Raw genomic sequence first — 26,112 nt, 5'->3', positions numbered from 1 at the left:
CGCCCCTTCTCCCCTGGTGGTTGACGGCGCGTTAGGGGTCTTTGGGGCGCGCGACGGGGGCGCATTCGCGTCGCGGAGGCGTGGCCGGTTGTGGGGCGCCGGTACGGTGATTCCTTTGCCGCGGGCGCCCGTTCGAGGCCGGGCGGGCGGATCCGCCGGGGCGCGTTCGACGGAGCGCATGCGGCTCCGGCACCCCTCCTGGGCGCTTCCTTCATGGCAGCATGGGGACCGGTTCATGCGGTGCACTGGTTGTCCACAGCCTGTGGAGGCGGCGATGCGGTGGTTGGTGGGATGGAGCAGCACCGCCGCGGGCGCCCGGGGATTCGGCCCCTCCGGCTCCGCCGGCGCCACCGGTGTCGACGGTGAGAGCGTGCACCCCGTGGGATCCCAGCCGCTCTGGGGCGACCCCGATCCGCTGTGGGCGGTCGGCGACTGGCGCCCCGACGAGGTACGGGTGGTCAGCGCCGACGAACAGACCCGGATCGCCGTCCTCGGCACCTGCGGGGCCTCCGACGAGCAGTTGCGCGTCTCGCTGTTCGCCGCGCGGGGCGGAGCGCTGCGGCACCTGACCGCCTGGCCCGGCAGCTACACCGCCGTCGTGCAGGTGGGGCGCCGGATCACCGTGTGCGGCGACCTCGCGGGCGCCCGGCCCGTCTTCCACACCCCCTGGGCGGGCGGCACGGCCTATGCGACCGCCGCGCTGCCGCTCGCCGACCTCATCGAGGCCAACCTCGACTTCGGGCACCTCGCGGCGCTGCTCGCCGCCCCCGGCGTACCGGCCGCGCTGCACGACTCCACGCCGTACGACGGCGTGAAGCGCGTGCCGCCGGGGCACGCGCTGATCCTGCGCGCGGGGGCGCGGGAGATCGCCGGGTACGAACCCGTCGCCTCGCTCGCCGTCGCTGCCCCGCCCGCCGACCCCGGCCACGCGGTGGACGCCGTGCGGGACGCGCTCGTGGAAGCCGTGCGCACGCGCCTGGCCGCGCCCCGGCACGTTCCGGGCACCGGCATCGACCCCGGGCCCGTGCCGGGCATGGGGCCCGCCGAACGGCGTGCGGCGCGCGGGACTCCGGTGCCGGGCATCGGGGCCGACCTGTCCGGCGGGCCCGCCTCCGGGGCGCTCGCCCTGCTGGCGGCGGGGCTGCCCGGGATGCCGGGGACCGTGCTGGGGCACGGCACGGGGGCGGGGGAGCGGCTGCTGGCCGTCACCTTCAACGACCTCGCGGGCGGGGGCGCGGCGGGCGGGCGGGACGACGAGGAGCTGTCACGGGCCGGGGCGCTGGCGGCGAACCCGCGGTTCCACCATGTGGTGGTGGCCGGTGCGGAGGAGACGCTGCCGTACGTCGAGCTGGACGGGCCGCTGACGGACGAGCCCGGCCCTTCGCTGGTGTCCGCGGCCCGGCACCGGGCTCGGCTGGCGGCGGGCAGCGCGGACCACTTCACGGGGTACGGGGCGAAGCAGGTGCTGGACGCGCATCCGGCGCGGCTGGCCGATCTGCTGATGGACCGCAAGCGGCGGCACCTGGTGCGGCCGGTCGCCGCCCTGGCGAAGGCCGACGGGTCCGTGATGGTTCCCGCGCGGGTGTACGCGGCGGCCCGGCGGCTGGCGCGCACGCCGTACCGGGAGGGGCTGGAGTCCCTCGCGGAGCGGCTGCTGCACCGACGGCTGGACGACGACGGGCCCGGGGGTGCGGCGGATGCCTCGCTGGCGGCGCTGACCTGGGGCAGACCCGGGCCGGCGGCGCGCTGGCTGACCGGGGAGGCGTTGGCTGAAGTATCGGTTCGTCTGCAGGCGTCGACGCGGCGGTCCGACGTGGGTCCCGGGCAGCGGCCCGGTGACTTCCGGGCACGGGCGGCGCTGGCGCGGCAGGCGGCGGATCTGCGGGTGCTGGAGCAGGCGGCGGAGATCCGGTCGCAGCGGCTGCACGCGCCGTTCCTCGACAACCAGGTCGTGCGGGCGTGCCGGGAGCTGCCGGAGGCACTGCGGGTGCAGCCGGGGGCGCGGGCGTCGATCCTGCGGTCGGTGCTGGAGGGGGCGGGGGTGCGGGAGCTGCCGGCGGGGTGGGGGGCGCCGGGGGCCGCCACGTCCGGGGGTGCGGCGCGGACGGGGTTGCGGGTGGCCGCGGACTCGCTGGTGGCGCTGTTCGACACGCCGTTGCTGGCGGAGGCGGGGCTGGTCGAGGCGAGGGTGGTGCGCAAGGCGCTGCGGGGGGCCGCGGAGGGGGAGCCGCTGCCGCTGGACGGGCTGGCGGACCTGGTGGCGCTGGAGGTGTGGCTGCGGCGGCTGCTGGCCCGCCGGGGCACCTGCTGGACGGGGACCCCGGCGCGGCAGCGAGCGGTGCCGGGCGGGATCGCTCCGCAACGCGGCGCCCTGGGCGCCGGCGCGGCCGGCCGCTGACGCCCAGGGGTGGTGGGTGGGTCGGGGCCGGGTCGGGGGTGGCCGTCCTCGGACTGGCGCGACTGACCCCGCTGGAATACGTCGGGGGCGCGGACGCGCCAGCCACTGCGGGCGACCACCCCCGCCCCGTCCCCTCCGCGCCGTACGCGACCCCCCGTCGCACCGGTGCCCTCCGCAGGCAGCCGCGCCTCCGCTCTCCGCGGGCAGCCGTCGCACCCTCCGCGGCCAGCCCGCCCCGCCGCTCTCCGCCCTCCGCGGCCGGCCCGCCGCACCCTCCCGCCCTCCGCGGGCAGTCGTGCCGCTGGGGCGGCACGGGTGGGCGCGACGGCACCCCGCTGTCGCCGGGTTGCGCACACCCCGCCCCGGCCCGCACTCACGCCGGGCACCCTGCAGACGCGCCTAGCGAAAAGGCACCCCCGGATCACACCCCCGCAGGGCACTCTGCAGACGCGCCCAGCTGTGAAGCTGCCCCCGGTGAGCTCGCGCTGGGCACCCTGCGGACGCGCCTCGCTGTAAAGCCACCCCAAGTCCGCCCGCGCCGGGCGCCCTGCAGGGGGGCCTGGCTGTGAAGCCGCTGGGGTGGCAGCGTGCCGGGGGCTATGCGGGGCGGGAGCGCAGGCCCTCCAGCAGAATGTCCAGCAACCGCGAAGCCGCCGCAGCCTGCTGCGCCGCATCCGGCAACGACGGCGCCGCCGTGGCGATCACCAGCAGCACGTCCGACACGGACACATCCGTCCGCAACTCCCCCGCGTCCCGCGCCCGCTCGACCAACTGCCCCACGACTTCGAGCAGTTCCGCAGCCCCCGCGTCATCCGCCACCGCCACCGGCGCCTCCGGCACCAGCCGCAACTCCCCCGCCGGCTGCGTCCGCTGCTGCGGCAACCGCGCGTGCTCCGGCAGCCCGCGCTCCTCCGCCACCCCCACCCGCAGCACCTGCGGCGGCAGCAGCCGCCCCGCGCCGGAGGCGACCGACGTGCGCAGGAAGCGGGACAGCGCCGACCACGGCTCGTCCTCCTGCCCCAGCGCCGCACGCGCCTGTTCGGTCAGCCGGGAGGTCTCCTCCTCGGCGATCCGCCGGACCAGGACGTCCTTGCTCGGGAAGCGCCGGTACACCGTGCCCACACCGACCCGTGCCCGCCGCGCCACGTCCTCCATCGGCGCGCCGTACCCCAGCTCGCCGAACACCTCGCGCGCGGCACGCAGCACGTGCTCCAGATTGCGCTGGGCGTCCACGCGCAGCGGCGTCGAACGCGCGCCATCCGGGCGTCCGCCGCCCGTGGGCGTGCTCATCGCCGCGCCGGCCGCGAGAGCGGAAGACCAATGAGAATCCTGAACATGCATACGCTTTCCCCCGGTAATGACGTCTCCCCCCGGAGACTTCTCCCCGCCATTGATGGCCGGGGCGTGGGGACGGGCCCGGTTCGCCGGTTCCGCCCGTCGCGGTCCCGGTGAGCGCATCCCCCTACACCCCGTCGACACACGAACATAGTTGAGCGGCAGTCATATTCGGAAGAGGCACGTTCCGCACGGAGCGCCCCTCGATCGGAGTGCGGGTCGTATACGTCCTGAATGTACCCCTGGGCGGGGCCGGTGCACCGTGGCTGACCTGTGGGAATTCCAGGAGGGCCGGTGAATCGGCCAACCCGGGGCGCGTGGGCCTTCCGGTCACACAATTCGTCGGGGCTGTGGACAAACGGAAGCGACGGGTGCGTCATGGGATGGTGAAGGAACGTGCGCGCATTCTCGTTGTCGGCGGCGGCTACGTCGGGATGTACACGGCCCTGCGCCTCCAGCGGAAGCTGAAACGGGAACTCGGGCGGGGCGAGGCCGAGATCATGGTCGTCACCCCCGATCCGTACATGACGTACCAGCCCTTCCTGCCCGAGGCGGCCGCCGGTGCCATCTCCCCTCGGCATGTCGTCGTACCGCTGCGTCGTGTCCTCGACCGGTGCCACATCGTCATCGGCGAGGCCACCGGTGTCGACCACGCGGCGCGCACCGCCACCGTCCGCACCCTCGCCACCGAGGAGGAGGGCACCGGAGGGCTGCGGATCGCCTACGACGAGCTGGTGCTCGCGCCCGGTTCCGTGGCGCGCACCCTGCCGATCCCCGGACTCGCCGAGCACGCCATCGGCTTCAAGACGGTGGAGGAGGCCATCGGGCTGCGCAACCACGTCCTCGAACAGATGGACATCGCCTCCTCCACCCGCGATCCCGCCGTCCGCGACGCCGCCCTGACCTTCGTCTTCGTCGGCGGCGGCTACGCGGGCGTCGAGGCGCTCGGCGAGCTGGAGGACATGGCCCGCTACGCCGCGCGGTACTACCACAACATCCGGCCCGAGGACATGAAGTGGATCCTGGTCGAGGCGTCGGGCCGGATCCTGCCCGAGGTCGGGGAGGAGATGGGGCGGTACACCGTCAGCGAGCTGCGCCGGCGCAACATCGACATACGTCTGGAGACCCGGCTGGAGTCCTGCGCCGACCGGGTGGCCGTACTCAGCGACGGATCCCGCTTCCCCACCCGTACGGTCGTGTGGACCGCCGGGGTCAAGCCGCACCCCGTGCTGGCGGCCACCGACCTCCCGCTGAACGGGCGGGGGCGGTTGAAGTGCACCGCCGAGCTGGCCGTCGACGGCGCCGCGCACGCGTGGGCCGCGGGGGACGCCGCCGCCGTCCCCGACCTCACCGCGGGGGAGCCGGGCCGGGAGTGCGCCCCCAACGCGCAGCACGCCCTCCGCCAGGCGCGGGTCCTCGGGGACAACGTCGTCCACTCCCTGCGCGGCGAACCGCTGGAGACGTACGCCCACAAGTACGCCGGGAGCGTCGCCTCACTGGGACTGCACAAGGGCGTCGCACAGGTCTACGGACGCAGGCTCAAGGGCTTCCCCGCCTGGTTCATGCACCGTACCTATCACCTCAGCCGGGTCCCGACCTTCAACCGCAAGGCGCGGGTGGCCGCCGAGTGGACGCTCGCGGGGCTCTTCAAACGGGAGATCGTCTCGCTAGGGTCACTCGAACACCCCCGTGCGGAGTTCGAACTGGCTGCCGGTGGAAAGCCTTCCCAGGACCCCCCGCACGACCCGAAGGGGTCGTCCTGACCCGACCCAGGAACTCCAGCGGCCGGCCCGGCGTCTGACGGATGTCGGCCCGGTCGGCACCCTGCCAGACTGGTCCACCACCGCGGGCGGGCCCCGGCCCACCCCGGTGCGGTCCCTCGGGACCCCGGCCGGTCCCGGTTTCCGGCCGCCGACAACTACACGAGGCAAGGATTCGTGAACTTCACGCGCTGGAGCGCCCGGCTCCCCGGTACGCAGCGCCGCGCGGCAGCGCGGACCGAGCACACGGTCTCCCCGGACCGGCGGGGAGAGAGTTCCGTACCCGCCGCCCGCGCCGAACGGCTCACCGACGACGTGCCGCCCGTGCCCGCCGTCGACGAGCTCGCGGTGCGCGAGGTCCTCGACCGCGTCCCCTGCCTCGTCGCCCTGGTCCACGGCCCGGACCACCGCATCGCCTACGTCAACGACGCCTACACGGCCGCCTTCGGCCCCCGCCCGCTCGGCGCCCCCGCCCGCGGGGCCCTCCCCGAGCTCGAGGCACTCGGTCTGCTGCCCCTCCTCGACCAGGTGCTGCGCAGCAGCAAGCCCCGCACGGTGAAGTCCCGCAAGGCCCCCGACGGCCGCTCCTACACGTTCACCTGCACCCCCGTCACCGAGGGCGGGGGCCGGGGAGTGCTGGTCTTCGCCACCGACGTCACCGACCACGCCGAGGCCGCCGAACGCCTGCGCGCCAGCGAGCGCCGCCAGCGCGAGACCGCCGTCACCCTGCAGCGCTCCCTCCTCCCGCAGGGGCTCGAGGAGCCCGACGACCTGCGCGTCGCCGCCACCTACCACCCCGGCGGCACCGAGGCCGCCGTCGGCGGCGACTGGTACGACGTGATCACCCTGGGCGGCGGCCGCACCGCCCTGGTCATCGGAGACGTCATGGGCAGGGGAGTCCGGGCCGCCGCGGTGATGGGCCAGCTCCGTACGGCCGTACGGGCCTACGCGCGGCTCGATCTCCCGCCGCACGAGGTGCTCCAGCTACTCGACGGACTCGCCATGGAGATCGACGCCAACCAGATCGCCACCTGCGCCTACGCCATCCACGACCCCAACGAGGGCCGTCTGGTGTACGCCTCCGCGGGCCATCTGCCGATCCTGGTCCGCGACGAGAACGGCACCGTCCGGCGCGCCGACGAACCGACCGGCCCGCCGCTCGGCACCGGCGGCTGGATGCACTCGTCGGGATCGGTGCCCCTCGGCCCCGGTTCCACCGCCGTCCTCTACACGGACGGTCTGGTCGAACGGAGGAACGAGGACCTGGACGAGGGCATCGCCGCCCTGGAACGCGCGCTCGCCGGCGCGACGGGCGGCCCCCAGGTCGTCTGCGACCGACTGGTCCGCTCGGCCGGCGTCACCCCGGACCACGACGACGACGTCGCCGTCCTGGTCCTCCAGCACCCCGCCCGCAAGGGAGCGGAGGGCGAACTCTTCCGCAACGCCGCGCTGGAACTGCTCGGCGGTGTCGAAGCGGCCCCCCGCGCGCGTGCCTTCGCCTCGGGAGTGCTGACCAGCTGGCGCTTCCCGGCCGAACTGCACGACCTGGGCGTCCTGGCGACCAGCGAACTGGTCGCCAACTCCCTCCAGCACGGCACGCCCCCCATGCGCCTGCGGCTGCGCCGCACCGACCGCCGGCTGATCATCGAGGTCACCGACGGCGACGACCACCTGCCCAGACGCCGCCGCGCGGAGCCCGGCGACGAGTCCGGCCGGGGCATCGCCATCGTCGCGACGATCGCCTCGGGCTGGGGCAGCAGACGCACCCCGGGCGGCGGCAAGGCGGTCTGGTGCGAGTTCCTGCTGCCGAAGCCCGCCGGCTCGTAGCGCCGGCGGGCTTCGGCAAGGGCAGGGGACGGGCAGGGTCAGGCGTGCGCCGGGGCCTGCCCCGCGGACGCGCCACCCTGCACCACGACACGGCTCCGCGCGACCGACGGCTGGTTCTGCACATCCGTGAGCTGCCGCCCCAGCCGCACCGCCAGAACGGTGATGCCCAGCGAGAACAGCAGGAAGATCACGACGTACGGCGCGTGCAGCGAGGCGCCCAGCGGCCCGCCCACCGCCGGCCCCACGGCCAGCGCGAGCTGCTTCACCAGGGCGAACGCCGAGTTGTACTGCCCCGCCATCCCGGTCGGCGCGAGATCGGCGACCAGCGGCGCGAGCGTCGGCGACAGCATCGCCTCACCGAGCCCGAAGAGCGCGTACGTCGAGATGAACGCGGCGGTCGCCATCGTCTGGCTCCCGTTGCCCAGCCCCGCGTACCCGGCCACGGCCCACGCCACGGCCCAGATCAGCCCCACGGACGCGATCACCCGCGAGCGCTTGCGGCGCTCGACGAACCGCAGCACCGCGAACTGCGCGACCACGATCACCAGCGTGTTCGCCGCCAGCGCCGTGCCCAGCGCCGAGGTCGAGATCCCGGCCGCCTCGACGCCGTACGCGCTCAGCCCCGACTCGAACTGCCCGTAGCAGGCGAAGAACAGCACGAAGCCCAGCACGCACAGCTGCACCATGGCCCGGTTGCCCAGCAGCTGCTTCCAGCTGCCCTTGGCGGACTGCGCGGGAGCGCCCCCGATGTGCGGCGCGCGCGGCATGCGCACCGTCGCCATCACCACGACCAGCAGCAGGAACATCGCCGCCTCGAGCGCGAACAGCAGCGTGAAGGAGGCCGCTTTCGTGGTGTCCACGAGGTGGCCGCCGATGAGTCCGCCGACACCGAGCCCGAGGTTCTGCAGGAAGAACTGGGTGGCGAAGGCCCGTGACCGGGTCTCCGCGGTCGAGCAGTCCACGATCATCGTCGCGAGCGCGGGCTGCGTCACCGCCTGGCCGGCGCCCAGGGCGGCCGCCGACAGCAGTACGGTCGCCGCGGCGCTCGACAGGCCCAGGCTCAGTGCGCCCGCCGAGGCCGTGACCAGGGCGACGAGCAGCACCGGCAGCGGGCCCCGCCGGACGATGGCCCGCCCGGCGAACGGAAGCACGATCAGCGCCGCCACGGCGAAGACGGCGAGCACGAGACCCGCCGTCATGGCTCCCAGTCCTCGCACCTGCGCCACATAGACGTACAGATACGGGACCGTGAAGCCCAGCCCGAATGCGCTGAGTGCGTTGCCCACGTGGATCCGGCGCATCGCTGCGCCCATCGCCCTGGTCACGTTCACCTCTCTCACGAGTTAGGAGTGAAGACTTAGAAGCTAAAGTTCGATGATGAAGAGTACACAGTGAAGGACTTCAAGGCAAAGAGAATGCGTGCCATACTGCGGCCATGGGCGACACCTCCGGCCTCGGCGAGCCGACCCTCGAAGAGCAGATCGCCGCGTACCAGCGCGAGTTCCAGGACCTCGACCCGCAGGTCGAGAAGATCGTGAACGCGCTGTCCCGGCTGAACCGCCGCATGAACGTCGCCTACGGGCGGCAGACCGCCGAGCTCGGCATCACCAACGCCGACTGGGAGGTCCTCAAGGCACTCGTGCTGTCGGGCGCCCCGTACCGCATGGGTCCCAGCGACCTCGCCAAGCGGCTGGGCCTGACCCCGGCCGCCATGACCCACCGCATCGACCGCATGGTCGCCGAGGGGCTGGTCAACCGGGAGCGGGACGAGAACAACCGGGTCCGCGTGATCGTGGAGCTGACCTCCGCCGGCCGTGAGAAGTGGCTCGAGGCGATGCGGCTCGCGTCGGTCTTCGAGGAGGACCTTCTCCAGGACCTCTCCCCCGAGGAGCGGGTGACGCTCGGCGAGGTCCTCACCCGTCTGCTGCGCCGGGTGGAGCACGCCCAGCCGGACGCCGGCGGACGCCTCAGCGACCTGGACTGAAAGATCTTGGGGCGAGGTGGTTGACAGCCACCTCCCCGATCCGTAAGGTTCTTCGAGTTGCCACGGGGCCGTAACGGTTCTGCGGCAGCACTTCCGCCGCATGAGCGGCACTCAAAACCCCAGCACGACCTCCCGGTGGGAAAGATTTCGGCGTGCCCGAATTCATTCCGACCCCCCGATTTGGGAAACACGGAGAGAGCCGCTAAGGTTTGAGACGTCGGAACGGCCCAACGGCCGGGAAGACAAACCCCGCTGACTGGGGATCAGGTCGAGAAAAGGATCTGATAGAGTCGGAAACGCAAGACCGAAGGGAAGCGCCCGGAGGAAAGCCCGAGAGGGTGAGTACAAAGGAAGCGACCGTTCCTTGAGAACTCAACAGCGTGCCAAAAATCAACGCCAGATATGTTGATACCCCGTCCATCCGGTTCGGATGGTCGAGGTTCCTTTGAAAAAACACAGCGAGGACGCTGTGAACCGCCGGACTATTCCTCCGGTGGTTCCGCTCTCGTGTGTGTGCACCGGATTACCGGTAAACATTCACGGAGAGTTTGATCCTGGCTCAGGACGAACGCTGGCGGCGTGCTTAACACATGCAAGTCGAACGATGAACCACTTCGGTGGGGATTAGTGGCGAACGGGTGAGTAACACGTGGGCAATCTGCCCTTCACTCTGGGACAAGCCCTGGAAACGGGGTCTAATACCGGATATCACTCCTGCAGGCATCTGTAGGGGTTGAAAGCTCCGGCGGTGAAGGATGAGCCCGCGGCCTATCAGCTTGTTGGTGAGGTAATGGCTCACCAAGGCGACGACGGGTAGCCGGCCTGAGAGGGCGACCGGCCACACTGGGACTGAGACACGGCCCAGACTCCTACGGGAGGCAGCAGTGGGGAATATTGCACAATGGGCGAAAGCCTGATGCAGCGACGCCGCGTGAGGGATGACGGCCTTCGGGTTGTAAACCTCTTTCAGCAGGGAAGAAGCGAAAGTGACGGTACCTGCAGAAGAAGCGCCGGCTAACTACGTGCCAGCAGCCGCGGTAATACGTAGGGCGCGAGCGTTGTCCGGAATTATTGGGCGTAAAGAGCTCGTAGGCGGCTTGTCACGTCGGGTGTGAAAGCCCGGGGCTTAACCCCGGGTCTGCATTCGATACGGGCTAGCTAGAGTGTGGTAGGGGAGATCGGAATTCCTGGTGTAGCGGTGAAATGCGCAGATATCAGGAGGAACACCGGTGGCGAAGGCGGATCTCTGGGCCATTACTGACGCTGAGGAGCGAAAGCGTGGGGAGCGAACAGGATTAGATACCCTGGTAGTCCACGCCGTAAACGGTGGGAACTAGGTGTTGGCGACATTCCACGTCGTCGGTGCCGCAGCTAACGCATTAAGTTCCCCGCCTGGGGAGTACGGCCGCAAGGCTAAAACTCAAAGGAATTGACGGGGGCCCGCACAAGCAGCGGAGCATGTGGCTTAATTCGACGCAACGCGAAGAACCTTACCAAGGCTTGACATACACCGGAAAGCATTAGAGATAGTGCCCCCCTTGTGGTCGGTGTACAGGTGGTGCATGGCTGTCGTCAGCTCGTGTCGTGAGATGTTGGGTTAAGTCCCGCAACGAGCGCAACCCTTGTCCTGTGTTGCCAGCATGCCCTTCGGGGTGATGGGGACTCACAGGAGACCGCCGGGGTCAACTCGGAGGAAGGTGGGGACGACGTCAAGTCATCATGCCCCTTATGTCTTGGGCTGCACACGTGCTACAATGGCCGGTACAATGAGCTGCGAAACCGTGAGGTGGAGCGAATCTCAAAAAGCCGGTCTCAGTTCGGATTGGGGTCTGCAACTCGACCCCATGAAGTCGGAGTTGCTAGTAATCGCAGATCAGCATTGCTGCGGTGAATACGTTCCCGGGCCTTGTACACACCGCCCGTCACGTCACGAAAGTTGGTAACACCCGAAGCCGGTGGCCCAACCCCTTGTGGGAGGGAGCTGTCGAAGGTGGGACTGGCGATTGGGACGAAGTCGTAACAAGGTAGCCGTACCGGAAGGTGCGGCTGGATCACCTCCTTTCTAAGGAGCACTTCTTACCGGGTTTGCCCGGTCAGAGGCCAGTACATCAGCGAATGTCTGATGCTGGTTGCTCATGGGTGGAACGTTGATTATTCGGCCGGATTCACGGGTCGGAGGCTGCTAGTACTGCTCGCAAGGGCGTGGAACGCATGATCTCCGGACGGGACACGGTCGGGCACGCTGTTGGGTGTCTGAGGGAATGAAATTCCTCAGTCGCCGACCCCGGTGAAGCATCGCGTAAGTGGTGTGTGACGGGTGGTTGGTCGTTGTTTGAGAACTGCACAGTGGACGCGAGCATCTGTGGCCAAGTTTTTAAGGGCGCACGGTGGATGCCTTGGCACCAGGAACCGATGAAGGACGTGGGAGGCCACGATAGTCCCCGGGGAGTCGTCAACCAGGCTTTGATCCGGGGGTTTCCGAATGGGGAAACCCGGCAGTCGTCATGGGCTGTCACCCTTGCCTGAACACATAGGGCAAGTGGAGGGAACGCGGGGAAGTGAAACATCTCAGTACCCGCAGGAAGAGAAAACAACCGTGATTCCGGGAGTAGTGGCGAGCGAAACCGGATGAGGCCAAACCGTATGCGTGTGAGACCCGGCAGGGGTTGCGCATACGGGGTTGTGGGATCTCTCTTCTACGGTCTGCCGGCCGTAGGGCGAGTCAGAAACCGTTGATGTAGGCGAAGGACATGCGAAAGGTCCGGCGTAGAGGGTAAGACCCCCGTAGTCGAAACATCAGCGGCTCGTTTGAGAGACACCCAAGTAGCACGGGGCCCGAGAAATCCCGTGTGAATCTGGCGGGACCACCCGCTAAGCCTAAATATTCCCTGGTGACCGATAGCGGATAGTACCGTGAGGGAATGGTGAAAAGTACCGCGGGAGCGGAGTGAAATAGTACCTGAAACCGTGTGCCTACAAGCCGTGGGAGCGTCGGGTAGGAACTTGTTCCTACCTCGTGACTGCGTGCCTTTTGAAGAATGAGCCTGCGAGTTTGCGGTGTGTTGCGAGGTTAACCCGGGTGGGGAAGCCGTAGCGAAAGCGAGTCCGAATAGGGCGTTTCAGTAGCACGCTCAAGACCCGAAGCGGAGTGATCTAGCCATGGGCAGGTTGAAGCGGAGGTAAGACTTCGTGGAGGACCGAACCCACCAGGGTTGAAAACCTGGGGGATGACCTGTGGTTAGGGGTGAAAGGCCAATCAAACTCCGTGATAGCTGGTTCTCCCCGAAATGCATTTAGGTGCAGCGTCGTGTGTTTCTTGCCGGAGGTAGAGCACTGGATAGGCGATGGGCCCTACCGGGTTACTGACCTTAGCCAAACTCCGAATGCCGGTAAGTGAGAGCGCGGCAGTGAGACTGTGGGGGATAAGCTCCATGGTCGAGAGGGAAACAGCCCAGAGCATCGACTAAGGCCCCTAAGCGTACGCTAAGTGGGAAAGGATGTGGAGTCGCACAGACAACCAGGAGGTTGGCTTAGAAGCAGCCACCCTTGAAAGAGTGCGTAATAGCTCACTGGTCTAGTGATTCCGCGCCGACAATGTAGCGGGGCTCAAGCGTACCGCCGAAGTCGTGTCATTCACACAATAGGGCCAACGCCTGTGTGGATGGGTAGGGGAGCGTCGTGTGCCGGGTGAAGCAGCGCCGGAAGGCAGTTGTGGACGGTTCACGAGTGAGAATGCAGGCATGAGTAGCGATTCACACGTGAGAAACGTGTGCGCCGATTGACTAAGGGTTCCTGGGTCAAGCTGATCTGCCCAGGGTAAGTCGGGACCTAAGGCGAGGCCGACAGGCGTAGTCGATGGATAACCGGTTGATATTCCGGTACCCGCTGTGAAGCGTCAAACATCGAATCCAGTGATGCTAAGCCCGTGAAGCCGCCGGCTGAGTCTTCGGACGAGGTCGGAGTGGTGGAGCCGGTGACCCGAGCTGGTAGTAGGTGAGTGATGGGGTGACGCAGGAAGGTAGTCCATCCCGGGCGGTGGTTGTCCCGGGGTAAGGGTGTAGGCCGGACGGTAGGTAAATCCGCCGTTCATTAAGGCTGAGACCTGATGCCGAGCCGATTGTGGTGAAGTGGATGATCCTATGCTGTCGAGAAAAGCCTCTAGCGAGTTTCATGGCGGCCCGTACCCTAAACCGACTCAGGTGGTCAGGTAGAGAATACCGAGGCGTTCGGGTGAACTATGGTTAAGGAACTCGGCAAAATGCCCCCGTAACTTCGGGAGAAGGGGGGCCACGTCTGGTTAGAGCACTTGCTGCTCGAGCTGGGGGTGGCCGCAGAGACCAGCGAGAAGCGACTGTTTACTAAAAACACAGGTCCGTGCGAAGCCGTAAGGCGATGTATACGGACTGACGCCTGCCCGGTGCTGGAACGTTAAGGGGACCGGTTAGCTCACTTTCGGGTGGGCGAAGCTGAGAACTTAAGCGCCAGTAAACGGCGGTGGTAACTATAACCATCCTAAGGTAGCGAAATTCCTTGTCGGGTAAGTTCCGACCTGCACGAATGGCGTAACGACTTCTCGACTGTCTCAACCATAGGCCCGGTGAAATTGCACTACGAGTAAAGATGCTCGTTTCGCGCAGCAGGACGGAAAGACCCCGGGACCTTTACTACAGTTTGATATTGGTGTTCGGTTCGGCTTGTGTAGGATAGCTGGGAGACTTTGAACTCTGGACGCCAGTTCAGGGGGAGTCGTCGTTGAAATACCAGTCTGGTCGTGCTGGATGTCTAACCTGGGTCCGTGATCCGGATCAGGGACAGTGTCTGATGGGTAGTTTAACTGGGGCGGTTGCCTCCTAAAGAGTAACGGAGGCGCCCAAAGGTTCCCTCAGCCTGGTTGGCAATCAGGTGTTGAGTGTAAGTGCACAAGGGAGCTTGACTGTGAGACCGACGGGTCGAGCAGGGACGAAAGTCGGGACTAGTGATCCGGCGGTGGCTTGTGGAAGCGCCGTCGCTCAACGGATAAAAGGTACCCCGGGGATAACAGGCTGATCTTCCCCAAGAGTCCATATCGACGGGATGGTTTGGCACCTCGATGTCGGCTCGTCGCATCCTGGGGCTGGAGTCGGTCCCAAGGGTTGGGCTGTTCGCCCATTAAAGCGGTACGCGAGCTGGGTTTAGAACGTCGTGAGACAGTTCGGTCCCTATCCGCTGTGCGCGTAGGAGTCTTGAGAAGGGCTGTCCCTAGTACGAGAGGACCGGGACGGACGAACCTCTGGTGTGCCAGTTGTTCTGCCAAGGGCATGGCTGGTTGGCTACGTTCGGGAGGGATAACCGCTGAAAGCATCTAAGCGGGAAGCCTGCTTCGAGATGAGGACTCCCACCTCCTAGAGAGGGTAAGGCTCCCAGTAGACGACTGGGTTGATAGGCCGGATATGGAAGCACGGTAACGTGTGGAGTTGACCGGTACTAATAGGCCGAGGGCTTGTCCTCAGTTGCTCGCGTCCACTGTGTTGGTTCTGAAACCACGAACAACCCCATGTGCCACACATGGTGCGGTTGTCAGTTTCATAGTGTTTCGGTGGTCATAGCGTAGGGGAAACGCCCGGTTACATTCCGAACCCGGAAGCTAAGCCTTACAGCGCCGATGGTACTGCAGGGGGGACCCTGTGGGAGAGTAGGACGCCGCCGAACAAATATTGAGAAAGCCCCCGTGCCATTCGGCACGGGGGCTTTCTGCGTTTCAGGACGGCTCCACCAGTTTCGTGTCGTACGCCAGGATCACCGCCTGGATACGGTCCCGTGAACCGGTCTTCGCGAGTATCCGGCCCACATGGGTCTTCACCGTGGACTCGGCCAGATGGAGGCGGGTGGCGATCTCGGTGTTGGTCCAGCCCCTGCCGACGACCGTGAGGATCTCGCGTTCGCGTTCGGTGAGGGCGTCCAGGCGGACATCGGTGTGGCCGGCCGTGGGGGCGTCGGAGTCGGGGCCGGGCGTCGGCAGATGCCGGGCGTACGCGTCGAGGAGGCGGCGGGTCAGGCTGGGGGCGACGACCGCGTCCCCGCTCGCCACGGAGCGGATGCCGGAGAGGAGTTCCTCCGGCTGGGCGTCCTTGACCAGGAAGCCGGAGGCGCCCGCACGGAGGCCGGCGTAGGCGTACTCGTCGAGGTCGAACGTGGTGAGGATGAGGACGCGGGTGCGGTCGCCCGTGGCGACGATGCGGCGGGTGGCCTCGATCCCGTCCAGGCCCGGCATGCGGACGTCCATCAGGACCACGTCGGGGCTCAGCTCCGCCGTCATGCGGATCGCTTCCGCGCCGTTCGCCGCCTCGCCGAGGACCGTGAGGTCGTCCTGGCTCTCCAGGAGCATCCGGAAGCCGAAGCGCTGGAGGGGCTGGTCGTCGGCGATGAGGACGGTGGTCACTGCGGGGATTCCTCCGGGAGTCGCAGACGGACGCGCCAGCCCTGCTCGGGATGCGGGCGTGGGCCGGCCTCAAGTGTGCCCCCGTACAGGGCTGTTCGTTCACGCATACCGGGAAGGCCGCGGCCCTCGGACACGGCGGAGGGCGGGGTGCCGTGTCCGGTGTCGGTGATGGTGGCCGTGACGGCGCCCCGGTCGCCGTAGGCGAGGGTGATCTCGCAGGACGCGTCGGGGCCGGCGTGCTTGAGGGTGTTGGTGAGGGCCTCCTGGATGACCCGGTACACCGTGAGCTGGCGGCCCGCGGGGAGGTCGGCGCTGCCCTCGACGGTGGTGTGCACGGGCAGGCCCGCGTTGCGGACGCCGTCGACGAGCCCGTCGAGGTCGGTGAGGGCGGGCTGCGGGGTGAGCTCGGCGGGGTGGTGCGCCGATCCCTCGTCCCTCAGGACGTCCAGCAGGCGGCGGAGCTCGCCGAGGGCCTGGCGGCTGGTGGTGGCGATGGCGTCCAGGGCCTGCGCGGCGCGTTCCGGGGACTTGGCGGCCGCGTAGGCGCCGCCGTCGGCGAGGCCCGTGATGACGGAGAGGTTGTGGCCGATGATGTCGTGCATCTCGCGGGCGATGCGGGCGCGTTCGGCGGCCGCCGCCAGCTGGGCCTGCTGGTCGCGTTCGACCTCCAGGCGGCGGGCGCGGTCCTCCAGGGCCTCGGTGTAGTTCTGCCGGGTGCGGACCGTGACGCCGATGAGGACGGCCACCACGATCGAGGTCAGCTGGGAGCCGATCTGCTGGTTCCACTCGCCCTCGCCGTGGCGGGCCGTGGAGACCACCACCGGGGTGAGCATCAGGGCGGCCGCCCACCACAGGTTGCGCAGCGGGGTCCGCAGGGCGATGTGGTAGATGACGAGGAGCTGGAGCAGCGCCGCCTGGAGGGTGGCGCCGGACCAGGCGTTGACCACGGCGAACGGGGCCATGGCGAGCAGGACCGTCACGGGGTGGGTGCGGCGCCACAGCAGGGGGACGGACAGGCCCAGGCTCAGGACGAGCACGAGCCATCCGGCGGTGTCCGGGTTCTGGGTGACGTTGCGCCAGCCGCCGCCGGCGTAGTCGATGAGGGCGGCCGTCACCCAGAAACCGGTGACGTGCAGGTCCCACGGCAGCGGGTGGCGCCGGTCGAAGGCGCGCACCCGCTGGTTGACGCGTTGCGTGTACTGGGTGAGGGGCTCCGCCGTCCGCGCCCCCGTGGTCCGGGCCACCTGGTCGTTCGTCACGGAGTCCATGGTGGTGGCTCCGTCGTCCGGCCGGAACAGGGTCGGTGTCATGGGTCAGACGTCCCGGCGGCGCAGGGTCACCGCGGCCGCGGTGAGGGCGGCCGCCGCCCACAGGGTGAGGGCGAGCAGGGAGGTGCCGGGGGAGGCGCTGTCGGTGGCGGTGAGCGACTGGAGGGCCTGCGCGGGGAAGTGGTCGACGGCGTCGCGGACGACATCGTGGGGGAGCATCTTCAGGAGTTCCGGCACGATCATGACGAGGCCGATGTACGCGCCGATGGCCAGGGGGACGGAACGGGTCACGGCGCCGATGCCGAGGGCCGTCACCGCGAGGAGGGTGAGCCCGGCCGCGTTGCCCACCAGGCCGCGCAGGACGCCGGGGTCGCCGAGGGCGGCGGACTGGTCGGTGCCGTCGAGGAAGGCCTGGGCCGCGGGGAAGGTGAGCAGGTTGGTCCACAGGCACAGCGGGAAGGCGACCGCGGCGAGGACGGCAGCCTTGGACCACAGCACGGGCAGGCGGCGCGGGACGGCCGTCATGGTCGCGCGGATCTGACCGGTGGAGTACTCGCCCGCGGTGGCCAGGATGCCCAGGACGGCCAGGTTGACGGTGGCGAACTGGGTGCCGAGGAGGACGAAGACCACGGTGTCGAGGTGACCCTCGCCGGTGCCGTCGTAGGCGGCGCTGATGCCGGCGCCCATGGCGAGGGTGAGGGCGGCGGTGGCGGCGAGGTTGATCCAGGTGGAGCGGAGCGTCCACAGCTTGTGCCACTCGGAGCGCAGGACGCGCGCCGGGGTCACGCGGTGGAGCTGGGCGGCGGTGGTCACGCGGCTGTTCCTTCCAGGGTGGCGGGGTACTCGACGGCGTCGTGGGTGAGGTCCATGAACGCCTCTTCCAGGGAGGCCGCGCTCGGGGTGAGCTCGGAGAGCGGGATGCCGTGGGCGGCGGCCGTGCGGCCGATGTGCTCGGCGTCGGTGCCGCGCACGGTGAGGTGGCCGGGGGCCTCGGCGGTGACGGTGACGCCGGGGGCGGTGAGCCGGTGTACGAGAGCGGAGGCGTCCGGGGTGACGACCTTGACGGCGCCCGTGCCGGCGTGGCGTACGAAGTCGGTGACCGTGGTGTCGGCGAGGAGCCGGCCGCGGCCGATGACGACCAGGTGGTCGGCGGTGAGGGCCATCTCGCTCATCAGGTGCGAGGAGACCAGGACCGTACGGCCCTCGGCGGCCAGCGACTTGAGCAGGGTGCGGATCCACAGGACGCCCTCCGGGTCGAGGCCGTTGACCGGCTCGTCGAGGATGACGGCGGCCGGGTCGCCGAGGAGGGCGGCGGCGATGCCGAGGCGCTGGCCCATGCCGAGGGAGAAGCCCTTGACCCGGCGGTCCGCCACCTCGGTCAGGCCGGTGAGGCCCAGGACGTGTGCGACGCGGCTCCCCGGGATGCCGTGGGTGTGGGCGAGGGCGCGCAGATGGTGGCGGGCGGTGCGGCCGGGGTGGACGGAGCGGGCCTCCAGCAGCGCGCCGACCTCGGTGAGCGGGGCGGGGTGGGCGGCGTAGGAGCGGCCGCCGACGGTGGCGTGGCCGCGGGTGGGGGCGTCCAGGCCGAGGATCATCCGCATGGTGGTGGACTTGCCGGCGCCGTTCGGGCCGAGGAAGCCGGTGACGGTGCCGGGGCGGACGGTGAAGGACAGGTCGGTGACGACGGTCCGGTCGCCGTAGCGTTTGGTGAGGTGCTGAGCCTTAATCATGCTCCGATGCTCGTCCGCGGGGCGGCGGCGGGCGTCGGACCGGGGCCGTAATCGGGGTGAGCGCGGTGGTACCCCGGTACTACCGTGGCGGCCATGAGTGCCAGTGTCGTGCCCTTCGGGGACTGTGTGATCCGGCCGGTGCGGGCGGAGGAGTGGGAGGCGGCGAAGGAGCTGCGGCTCCGCTCGCTGCGGGACCCGGTGGCACACCTCGCCTATCTCGACACCTACGAGGAGGCCGTGGCCCGGCCCGACTCGTGGTGGCGGGAGCGCACGGCGAAGGGCGCGGAGGGCGCGGACGGGGCGCGGCAGTTCATCGCCGAGGCGGGGGACGGGAGCTGGGTCGGCAATGTGGCCGTGCTGCTGGAGGAGGCCGGGTCGACGGACTGGGCCGGGTTCCCCGTCGAGCGGCCGCAGGGGCATCTGGTGGGGGTGTACGTGGCGCCCGGGCACCGGGGCAGCGGGCTGACGAAGGCGCTGTTCGAGGTCGGGCTGGAGTGGGCTTGGGGCCGCGGGGCGGAGCGGGTGCGGCTCATCGTGCACCCCGGCAACGGGCGGGCGCGGGCGTTCTACCGCAAGGCCGGGTTCGAGGAGAGCGGGGTGACCTGGCCGCTCGCGGGCAATCCGGACGAGCGGGAGCTGGAGATGGCCGTGGAGCGGTGACGCCCGCGGTCACACCGGCAGTTCGTCGTGGGGCCAGCGGGCCCTGCCCTGTTCGCGGGAGCGGAGCAGGGCCAGGGTGGGCATGCCGTGGTCCGCGCCGGTGGCGAGGAGTTCCGGGAGCTGGGGGAGCGGGGCCACGGCCGCCACGTCGTCCAGGACGAGGGTGAGTGGTGGGTCGAGCCGACCGGAGGATGACCGTGCGGCCATGCGCCGGCCGTGCTCGACCACGTGTGAGGCGAGGGCCGTCAGCAGGGGCATCGCGCCCGGGCTGGTACGGGGGTCCTCGATGGATTCACCCACGACATAAAGCGTGCCCCCTTCGTGGACGAAGGAATCCAAGGCGAGGGCATCGGTTCGGTTGGGAGTGCAGGCCTCACGGACATTGACCGTGGAGAGCGCGGCCAGGGCACGGGTGGTCAGCTGCTGGGCCATGTCCCGGCGTTCGGGGTGCGCCGTGAGGGCCGCCTCGAGTTCGCCGGCGGCGCCGGGGGCGGCCTTGGGGCTGGTGCGGAGGATGCGTACGGCGTCGTGCACCTGGATGCCCTGGGACCAGCGGTGGACGTGGCGGACGGTGCGGCCGTCGACGGCGGCGGCGTGGACGTAGCTGCGGAGCAGGGTCTCGGCGGTGTCGCTGACCGCCTGGTCGAGGCGGGAGGTGGGGCGGACGGGGGCGAGCAGTGCGGCCGCCCTGGCCTTGGCCGTGTCCTTGTCCTCGCAGCCGGCTGTCGGCGACCAGTGGAGGCGGGCCGGGGTGTCGCAGAGGTGCGTGGGGTCGTAGAGGTGGGTGGGGCCCAGCTTGGCCCGGGCGTCCTTGGTGTCGTGCCAGAGGGCCGGGTTTGAGGTGATGACCAGGGCGGGGCCCTCCGCGTCGCGTACGGCCTGGGCGGCGGTGGTGCGGCGGGTGGCCGGGGGGCCGTAGTGCAGGCCCGCGGCCTCGGCGCGGGGTGCTTCCCGGCCGCCCGGCTGCCCGGTGCCGGACGGGTGTGCGGCCACGGGTTCCTGCCGCTCGGGTGTCTCCTCCTCGGGCGCCCTCGGCGTCGGCACCTCGTGGAGCTGCTTCGGCTCGGGTTCCGGACGCCGTTCGTGCCCCGGCTCGGGCCGGGGCTTCGGTGCGTCCGCCGGTCGCGCCTCCCGCCGCCGGGCCCGTACCGCTCTCCAGCGGGCCACCGTGCCCAGGGCGAACACCGTCAGGACGACGAGGATCATCAGCTGGCCGATGAGCAGGCCCCAGAAGAGGCCGTAGCCGGAGAGGGCGCCCTGAGGGGTCTCCGGCCAGGCCCCGGGGAGGTCGTGGGGGTCGGAGGCGAGGTGGCGCATGGCCAGGGGGGTGCGGGTGAAGGCGACGCCGGACGGCCAGTGGCCGTGGGCGAAGAGGCCCGCGAGTCCCGTGGCCGTCCACACCATCGTGGTCATGCCGAGGAGGAACGCGAGGATGCCGATCAGCAGCCCGTCGGGGATGCCGCCGGCCCGGCCCTGCGCACGGTGATCGTCCGGTCTCACGCGTTCTCCCCCTACGCCACCGTCGATTCGGAGTCGCCGACGTGCTGTTCCACGAAGGCCGCCGCCCGCTCCTCCGCCTCCCGTTCGGCGGCGCGCAGGGCGTCGTCGGAGAGGTCGGCGGAGGACTCGGTCATCGCGCGGTCGGTGAAGACCAGTGGGCGTTCCGTCTCGGTGACCAGGTGTTTGACCACCTGGACGTTGCCGTTGACGTCCCAGACGGCGATGCCGGGGGTGAGCGTCGGGATGATCTCCACCGCCCACCTGGGCAGGCCGAGGACCCGGCCGGTCGCTCTGGCCTCGTCGGCCTTCTGGGCGTAGATGGTCCGGGTCGACGCCATCTTCAGGATGGCCGCGGCCTCCTTCGCCGCCGCCCCGTCCACCACGTCGGACAGATGGTGGACGACCGCGACGAACGACAGACCGAGCCGTCGTCCGAACTTCAGCAGCCGCTGGAACAGCTGGGCGACGAAGGGGCTGTTGATGATGTGCCAGGCCTCCTCGACCAGGAAGATGCGCTTCTTCCGGTCGGGGCGGATCCAGGTGTGCTCCAGCCACACGCCGACGATCGCCATGAGGATCGGCATCGCGATGGAGTTGCGGTCGATGTGGGACAGGTCGAAGACGATGAGCGGCGCGTCCAGGTCGATGCCGACGGTGGTCGGGCCGTCGAACATGCCGCGCAGGTCGCCGTCGACCAGCCGGTCCAGGACCAGGGCGACGTCCAGGCCCCACGCCCGGACGTCGTCTATGGCGACGTTCATCGCCTCCGCCGACTCGGGTTCGGGGTGGCGCAGCCGCTCGACGATGTCGGAGAGGACCGGCTGGCGCTCGACGACGGACTCGTTGACGTAGGCGTGCGCGACCTTGAGGGCGAAGCCGGAACGCTCGTCCAGGCCGTGCCCCAGCGCGACCTCGATGATGGTGCGCAGCAGGGCGAGCTGGCCGGTCGTGGTGATCGACGGGTCGAGCGGGTTGAGCCGGATGCCGTGGTCGAGGGCGGCCATCGGGTCCAGCCGGATGGGGGTGATGCCCAGCTCCTGCGCGACCAGGTTCCACTCGCCGACGCCGTCCTCGCCCTGGGCGTCCAGGACGACGACCTGGCGGTCGCGGAAACGCAGCTGCCGCAGGACGTACGTCTTCTCCAGGGCCGACTTGCCGTTCCCGGACTCCCCGAGGACCAGCCAGTGGGGGGCGGGGAGCTGCTGGCCGTAGAGCTGGAAGGGGTCGTAGATGTAGCCCTTGCCGGAGTAGACCTCGCGGCCGATGATGACGCCGGAGTCGCCGAGGCCGGGCGCGGCGGTCGGCAGGTACACGGCCTGTGCCTGGCCCGTGGACGTGCGCACCGGCAGCCGTGTCGTCTCGACCTTCCCGAACAGGAAGGACGTGAAGGCGTCGGTGACGACGGACAGCGGATCCCGCATATCGGCTCAGCCCCTACCTTCGAATGCCGGTGGCGAACGGGAGTGTGTTCACGAACGCGCGGTGGTGCTCGCGGTCGCACCACTCCAGCTTCAGGTACGACTTTCCGGCCGACGCCCGTATGGTCCGCTTGTCGCGGGCCAGGGCCTCGGGATTGCGGGAGGAGACGGTGATGTAGCCGACCAGGTTGACGCCGGCCGCGCCGCTGGCGAGGTCCTCGCCGCGCTGGTCGAGGCGGCCGTGGGCGGCGATGTCGCGCGGGTCGACGGTGCGGTTCATCTTGGCGGCGCGGGACGCCTCGGCCTCGTCGTTGGTCTTCTCGGTCAGCATCCGCTCGATGGCGACCTCGGTGGGTTCGAGGTCCATCGTGACGGCGACGGTGCGGATCACGTCCGGGGTGTGGACGAGGAGCGGGGCGAGGAAGTTGACGCCCACCGGGGTCATCGGCCACTCCTTCACCCAGGCCGTGGCGTGGCACCAGGGGGCGCGGGTGGCGGACTCGCGGGTCTTGGCCTGGAGGTAGGTGGGCTCCATGGCGTCCAGCTCGGCCGGCCAGGCGTTGCGCTGCGTCATCGCCTGGATGTGGTCGATCGGGTGGTCCGGGTCGTACATGGAGTGGATCAGCGAGGACAGTCTGCTCTGGCCGAGCGGCTGCCGTACGCGGATGTCGGCCTCCTGGAGCCGGGAGCAGATGTCGGTCAGCTCACGGGCCATGACGACGGCGAGTCCCGCGTCCCGGTCCACCTTGCCGCCGCCCTGGCTGCGCATGGCGCGGGCCATGGTGTTGGCCTCGGCGGCGAGCTCGCGCGTGTAGTGCATGCAGGCGACGAGGTAGGCGCGGTGCTGCTCGCTGCTGGTCGACACCATCGACTGCAGCTGGTCGTACGACTGCTGCAGCCACGGCGGCGACTTGTCGTCCCCGCGGACGGCGACGTCCTTGGCGTGGGCGTCGGGGTCGGCGGGCAGGGTGCGGGCGAGCATCTGGATGCGGGTGACGAAGCCGTCGCCGTTGGCGACGTGCTTGAGGAGGGTGCCGAAGCGGTCGACGAGGGCCTCCTGGTCCTCGCTGTCGCGCAGACCGACGCCGGGGCCCTCGATCTCGATGGCGGCGGTGACGGTCTTGCGGTCCGCGTGCAGCAGTACGGCGATCTCGTCGGGGCCGAACGGCGCGGCGAGCCAGGTGATCCTGCCGATGCCGGGCGGCGGCCCGATCTCCACCTCGCGTCCGTCCAGCCGGGTGCCGGCCTCGACGGCGCTGGAGCGGTAGGTGACGTTGCGGCGCACGGTGCGCTTGTAGCTGCGGTTGATCTCGAACCACTTGTAGAACGTGCGGTGCTTGTACGGCACGTACACCGCGGCCAGCGCCAGCATCGGGAAGCCGACGAGGAGGACGATCCGCGCGGACAGGACGGGGACGAGGAGCCCGCACATCATGCCGAGGAACGCGCCCACGACGATCAGCGCGATCTCTCCGGTCTCGCGATTGCGGCCGACGATCGCGTTCGGCCGGGCGCGGCCGATCAGATACGTACGGCGGGGCGTGATCGGATGGGACAGATGGGACTCGGTCGTCAACGCCCTTCACCTCCCGTGCGGTTGGTACTGCTGTTGCGGTTGTTGCTGGCGTGGGGCGTGTTCACCGGGCTGCTCGAGCGGGGCGCGGGGGCGGCGCCGGATCCGCCGCCGTTGGACCCGCGCGAGCTGTGCGCGGCGACACCGCCGGAGGCGGGGTTCGAGGGGCGGGCGCCGGAGGACTGGCCGCCGCCGTGGTTGTCGGCGCGGGTGCTGTGGGTCTTGATGCCCTGGGCGACCAGGGTCGCCGGGGAGCTGATGACGGCGGCGGCCTTGCCCTCGGCGCCCTGCATGATGCGGTTGTTGCGGGAGCCGGCGATCTCGTCGCCGAAGCCGGGGACGAAGCGGTAGATCATCGCGGAGGCGAAGATGGCGAGCAGGATGATCGCCAGTCCGGACACCACGGCGGAGAAGGCGTCGGGCCCGTCCTCGGCGGAGAGCGCCCCGGCGAGGCCGAGGACGATCACGATGACGGGCTTCACGAGGATCACGGCGATCATGATGCCCGCCCAGCGGCGGACGTGGCCCCACAGGTTCTTGTCCACGAGGCCCGCGTAGACGACGGTGCCGAGGAGGGCGCCGACGTAGAGCAGGGCGGCGCGGATGACCAGCTCCAGCCAGAGGACGCCGGCGGCGAGGATCGACACGAGGGAGACGACGATCAGCATGATCGGTCCGCCGCCGATGTTGTCGCCCTTTTCGAGGGCGGCGGAGAACGTGCCGAAGAACGTGTCCGTCTGGTCGCCCGTCGCCTTGGCCAGGACCTCCGTGACGCCGTCGGTGGCGGACACCACGGTGTACAGGATCAGCGGGGTGAAGGCGGAGGCGAGCACGGTGAGCCAGAGGAACCCGATCGCCTCGGAGAGCGCGGTGGACAGGGGCACGCCCCGCACCGCGCGCTTGGCGACCGCGAGCAGCCAGAGCAGCAGCGTGAGGATCGTCGACGCGGCGAAGACGACGGCGTACTGCTGGAGGAACGTGTCGTTGGTGAAGTCGACGTTCGCCGTCTCGTTGACGGCGTCACTGAGCTTGTCGACGGTCCAGGACGCGGCGTCGGCACAGCCCTGGGCGAGGGAGGCGAGGGGGTCGAGGGTGGAGGTGGGGTCGTTGAGGGTGGAGGCCCCTCCGCCTTCGCTTCCTCTGCCGCGTTCGCAGTAGTCCTTGGCGGGGCCGTGGATTAGGTCACAGGGGTCATTGCTGCCCGACGGTGTCGGCGTCGGCGTAGGCGTCGGTGTGGGCGCGGCGAAGGACCGCGTGGCGAAGACGACCGCAGCCGCCTGTACGGCCGCGACGGCACCGGTCAGTTTGAGCAGGCGGCGGTTAGCGGGCATACGTGAACCCTCCGTACTCCTCGACGGCCTTCGCCATCTCGTCGGCGCTGGAGGCCCGCTCGTCACCCGGGACAGGCGTGGGGCCGTCCTTCTGCGAGTGGGTCACGATCTTCCAGTCGTCAGTGGTCCACTCAAGCTGCATGGTGATGGTGAACCAGCTGTTGGTGACCGGGTTGGTGGAACTCTCGCCCGCCAGCCCCAGAAGGCCGCTGCACCAGACCTCCACTGTCGCCGCGTCGGCGGATGACGAGGTGACCTTGGTACCGATCGGACTGGTGCGCGAGACGAACGTGAAGCCCTTCGGCGCAGTGCCGTCGTCGGTCAGGCCTACGTTCTTGTTGAACTCCGGGGTGTATGCCCTGTCCAGGGTCTCCTCGAAGTCCGCGACGCGCGCGGGGACGATGATCGATTGCAGGATGACGTCTCGCCGAGCCTTGCTGAACATCTCGGCGGAGCCCAGCGCCACCGCGTAATTCGCCGCCGCGCTCTCCGCTCCCTGGCGGTCGTGGGCGTAGCCCGACGGGATGCCGGCGGACTCGGCCTTGACGGGCTTCTCGCCGGAGGGGGCCGTCGCCGCCGACTTGGGGGAGTCGCCGCCCCCCTCCTCCGCGGCGGAATCGCCGCCTCCACGGTTCGCGAAGGCGATCGCCGCGATGAGGAGGACCACCACGCCGACCACCGTCACGAGGCTGCGCGACGACGAACGGCCGCCTCTGCGCGCACCGCCGTACGGATCGCCGCCCCCTTCGGGCAGGCGGGTGCGGGTCTGACCCGCGTCGTCTCCGGGACTCATGCCGCGTACGCCCCCTCAGCGTCGTGCGGAAACACCTCGTGCTCCGTGTACTCCATGTACGACGGTAGCCGTGCTGGTCCCCGCGCGGGCGCGGTGTGGTGACTGGACATCAGGGAA

General features: G+C 69.6%; 16 protein-coding genes and 3 rRNA genes. 8 read left to right on the top strand and 11 right to left on the bottom strand.

The features are described 5' to 3' along the window. Window positions 1–274: 274 nt before the first annotated feature. Window positions 275–2,398, top strand: coding sequence for an asparagine synthase-related protein (locus CNQ36_RS16445; protein WP_121546561.1), 2,124 nt, complete (start codon window positions 275–277; stop codon window positions 2,396–2,398). A gap of 597 nt (window positions 2,399–2,995) precedes the next feature. On the opposite strand, the gene CNQ36_RS16440 is transcribed toward CNQ36_RS16445, so the two are convergent. Next, window positions 2,996–3,739, bottom strand: coding sequence for a TetR/AcrR family transcriptional regulator (locus CNQ36_RS16440; RefSeq protein ID WP_040906790.1), 744 nt, complete (start codon window positions 3,737–3,739; stop codon window positions 2,996–2,998). A gap of 377 nt (window positions 3,740–4,116) precedes the next feature. Here CNQ36_RS16440 and CNQ36_RS16435 point away from each other — a divergent pair, with 377 nt between their 5' ends. Together CNQ36_RS16435 and CNQ36_RS16430 are read left to right on the top strand one after the other, a co-directional pair. Beyond that, the gene (locus tag CNQ36_RS16435) at window positions 4,117–5,496 is read left to right on the top strand and encodes an NAD(P)/FAD-dependent oxidoreductase (protein WP_004929694.1); all 1,380 of its coding nucleotides are present in this window, start codon (window positions 4,117–4,119) and stop codon (window positions 5,494–5,496) included. 174 nt (window positions 5,497–5,670) lie between these two features. Further along, entirely contained in the window at window positions 5,671–7,320 is a 1,650-nt protein-coding gene (locus CNQ36_RS16430) for an ATP-binding SpoIIE family protein phosphatase (RefSeq protein ID WP_121546560.1), read from the top strand. 38 nt (window positions 7,321–7,358) lie between these two features. Here CNQ36_RS16430 and CNQ36_RS16425 read toward each other — a convergent pair whose 3' ends face one another. Further along, a complete protein-coding gene (locus tag CNQ36_RS16425) occupies window positions 7,359–8,633 on the bottom strand; it encodes an MFS transporter (RefSeq protein WP_004929696.1) in 1,275 nt (424 codons plus the stop codon). A 122-nt stretch (window positions 8,634–8,755) separates the two neighbouring features. On the opposite strand from CNQ36_RS16425, the gene CNQ36_RS16420 reads away from it, so the two are divergent. The 4 genes from CNQ36_RS16420 (at window position 8,756) to rrf (ending at window position 14,992) form a co-directional block, all read left to right on the top strand. Then, window positions 8,756–9,304, top strand: a complete 549-nt coding sequence (locus CNQ36_RS16420; protein ID WP_004929697.1) for a MarR family winged helix-turn-helix transcriptional regulator — start codon at window positions 8,756–8,758, stop codon at window positions 9,302–9,304. A gap of 536 nt (window positions 9,305–9,840) precedes the next feature. Next, window positions 9,841–11,366: ribosomal RNA gene (locus tag CNQ36_RS16410) — 16S ribosomal RNA — on the top strand. 302 nt (window positions 11,367–11,668) lie between these two features. Then, a 23S ribosomal RNA gene (locus CNQ36_RS16405) occupies window positions 11,669–14,791 on the top strand. 84 nt (window positions 14,792–14,875) lie between these two features. Further along, window positions 14,876–14,992: ribosomal RNA gene (gene rrf, locus CNQ36_RS16400) — 5S ribosomal RNA — on the top strand. Together the 16S, 23S and 5S rRNA genes form the textbook arrangement of a ribosomal RNA operon. Before the next feature lie 49 nt (window positions 14,993–15,041). On the opposite strand, the gene CNQ36_RS16395 is transcribed toward rrf, so the two are convergent. The 4 genes from CNQ36_RS16395 to CNQ36_RS16380 are packed head-to-tail and all read right to left on the bottom strand — an operon-like array spanning window position 15,042 to window position 18,720. Next, window positions 15,042–15,722: a response regulator gene (locus CNQ36_RS16395; RefSeq protein ID WP_121546558.1), complete on the bottom strand. Its 681-nt coding sequence runs from the start codon at window positions 15,720–15,722 to the stop codon at window positions 15,042–15,044. Next, on the bottom strand, window positions 15,719–16,990 hold the full coding sequence (locus CNQ36_RS16390; protein WP_206278564.1) for a sensor histidine kinase: 1,272 nt from the start codon (window positions 16,988–16,990) through the stop codon (window positions 15,719–15,721). Before CNQ36_RS16390 ends, CNQ36_RS16395 begins: the two co-directional genes overlap by 4 nt. A gap of 45 nt (window positions 16,991–17,035) precedes the next feature. Then, the gene (locus CNQ36_RS16385) at window positions 17,036–17,803 is read right to left on the bottom strand and encodes an ABC transporter permease (RefSeq protein WP_121546556.1); all 768 of its coding nucleotides are present in this window, start codon (window positions 17,801–17,803) and stop codon (window positions 17,036–17,038) included. Then, window positions 17,800–18,720, bottom strand: a complete 921-nt coding sequence (locus CNQ36_RS16380; protein ID WP_121546555.1) for an ABC transporter ATP-binding protein — start codon at window positions 18,718–18,720, stop codon at window positions 17,800–17,802. The genes CNQ36_RS16385 and CNQ36_RS16380 overlap by 4 nt, the downstream gene beginning before the upstream one ends. Before the next feature lie 93 nt (window positions 18,721–18,813). Between CNQ36_RS16380 and CNQ36_RS16375 the strand changes: the two genes are divergently transcribed. After that, a complete protein-coding gene (locus CNQ36_RS16375; RefSeq protein ID WP_228312986.1) occupies window positions 18,814–19,380 on the top strand; it encodes a GNAT family N-acetyltransferase in 567 nt (188 codons plus the stop codon). A 9-nt stretch (window positions 19,381–19,389) separates the two neighbouring features. Here the strand turns inward: CNQ36_RS16375 and CNQ36_RS16370 are convergent, their stop codons facing one another. Genes CNQ36_RS16370 through CNQ36_RS16350 form a run of 5 tightly spaced genes read right to left on the bottom strand, consistent with a single transcriptional unit; the run spans window position 19,390 to window position 25,995 of the window. Then, a complete protein-coding gene (locus CNQ36_RS16370; protein ID WP_121546554.1) occupies window positions 19,390–20,880 on the bottom strand; it encodes a type IV secretory system conjugative DNA transfer family protein in 1,491 nt (496 codons plus the stop codon). Between the two features lie 11 nt (window positions 20,881–20,891). Beyond that, window positions 20,892–22,301, bottom strand: coding sequence for an ATP-binding protein (locus tag CNQ36_RS16365; RefSeq protein ID WP_004929717.1), 1,410 nt, complete (start codon window positions 22,299–22,301; stop codon window positions 20,892–20,894). Between the two features lie 13 nt (window positions 22,302–22,314). Continuing rightward, the gene (locus CNQ36_RS16360) at window positions 22,315–23,874 is read right to left on the bottom strand and encodes an SCO6880 family protein (RefSeq protein WP_040906798.1); all 1,560 of its coding nucleotides are present in this window, start codon (window positions 23,872–23,874) and stop codon (window positions 22,315–22,317) included. Next, a complete protein-coding gene (locus CNQ36_RS16355) occupies window positions 23,871–25,202 on the bottom strand; it encodes a hypothetical protein (protein ID WP_121546553.1) in 1,332 nt (443 codons plus the stop codon). Before CNQ36_RS16355 ends, CNQ36_RS16360 begins: the two co-directional genes overlap by 4 nt. Then, window positions 25,192–25,995: a DUF8175 domain-containg protein gene (locus CNQ36_RS16350; protein ID WP_121546552.1), complete on the bottom strand. Its 804-nt coding sequence runs from the start codon at window positions 25,993–25,995 to the stop codon at window positions 25,192–25,194. The genes CNQ36_RS16355 and CNQ36_RS16350 overlap by 11 nt, the downstream gene beginning before the upstream one ends. Window positions 25,996–26,112: the final 117 nt, after the last annotated feature.

Origin of the sequence: Streptomyces fungicidicus (assembly GCF_003665435.1) — a bacterium.
In the GTDB taxonomy this organism is placed as follows: Bacteria; Actinomycetota; Actinomycetes; order Streptomycetales; family Streptomycetaceae; genus Streptomyces; species Streptomyces fungicidicus.
This window is presented reverse-complemented; position numbering and strand designations above follow the sequence as displayed.

Bases quoted from the DNA above. Each gene is read 5' to 3' on its own strand.
- CNQ36_RS16445 (WP_121546561.1), top strand. From the start codon at position 275: ATGCGGTGGTTGGTGGGATGGAGCAGCACCGCCGCGGGCGCCCGGGGA.
- CNQ36_RS16440 (WP_040906790.1), bottom strand. From the start codon at position 3,739: ATGCATGTTCAGGATTCTCATTGGTCTTCCGCTCTCGCGGCCGGCGCG.
- CNQ36_RS16435 (WP_004929694.1), top strand. From the start codon at position 4,117: ATGGTGAAGGAACGTGCGCGCATTCTCGTTGTCGGCGGCGGCTACGTC.
- CNQ36_RS16425 (WP_004929696.1), bottom strand. From the start codon at position 8,633: ATGGGCGCAGCGATGCGCCGGATCCACGTGGGCAACGCACTCAGCGCA.
- CNQ36_RS16420 (WP_004929697.1), top strand. From the start codon at position 8,756: ATGGGCGACACCTCCGGCCTCGGCGAGCCGACCCTCGAAGAGCAGATC.
- CNQ36_RS16390 (WP_206278564.1), bottom strand. From the start codon at position 16,990: ATGGACTCCGTGACGAACGACCAGGTGGCCCGGACCACGGGGGCGCGG.
- CNQ36_RS16380 (WP_121546555.1), bottom strand. From the start codon at position 18,720: ATGATTAAGGCTCAGCACCTCACCAAACGCTACGGCGACCGGACCGTC.
- CNQ36_RS16375 (WP_228312986.1), top strand. From the start codon at position 18,814: ATGAGTGCCAGTGTCGTGCCCTTCGGGGACTGTGTGATCCGGCCGGTG.
- CNQ36_RS16365 (WP_004929717.1), bottom strand. From the start codon at position 22,301: ATGCGGGATCCGCTGTCCGTCGTCACCGACGCCTTCACGTCCTTCCTG.
- CNQ36_RS16355 (WP_121546553.1), bottom strand. From the start codon at position 25,202: ATGCCCGCTAACCGCCGCCTGCTCAAACTGACCGGTGCCGTCGCGGCC.
- CNQ36_RS16350 (WP_121546552.1), bottom strand. From the start codon at position 25,995: ATGAGTCCCGGAGACGACGCGGGTCAGACCCGCACCCGCCTGCCCGAA.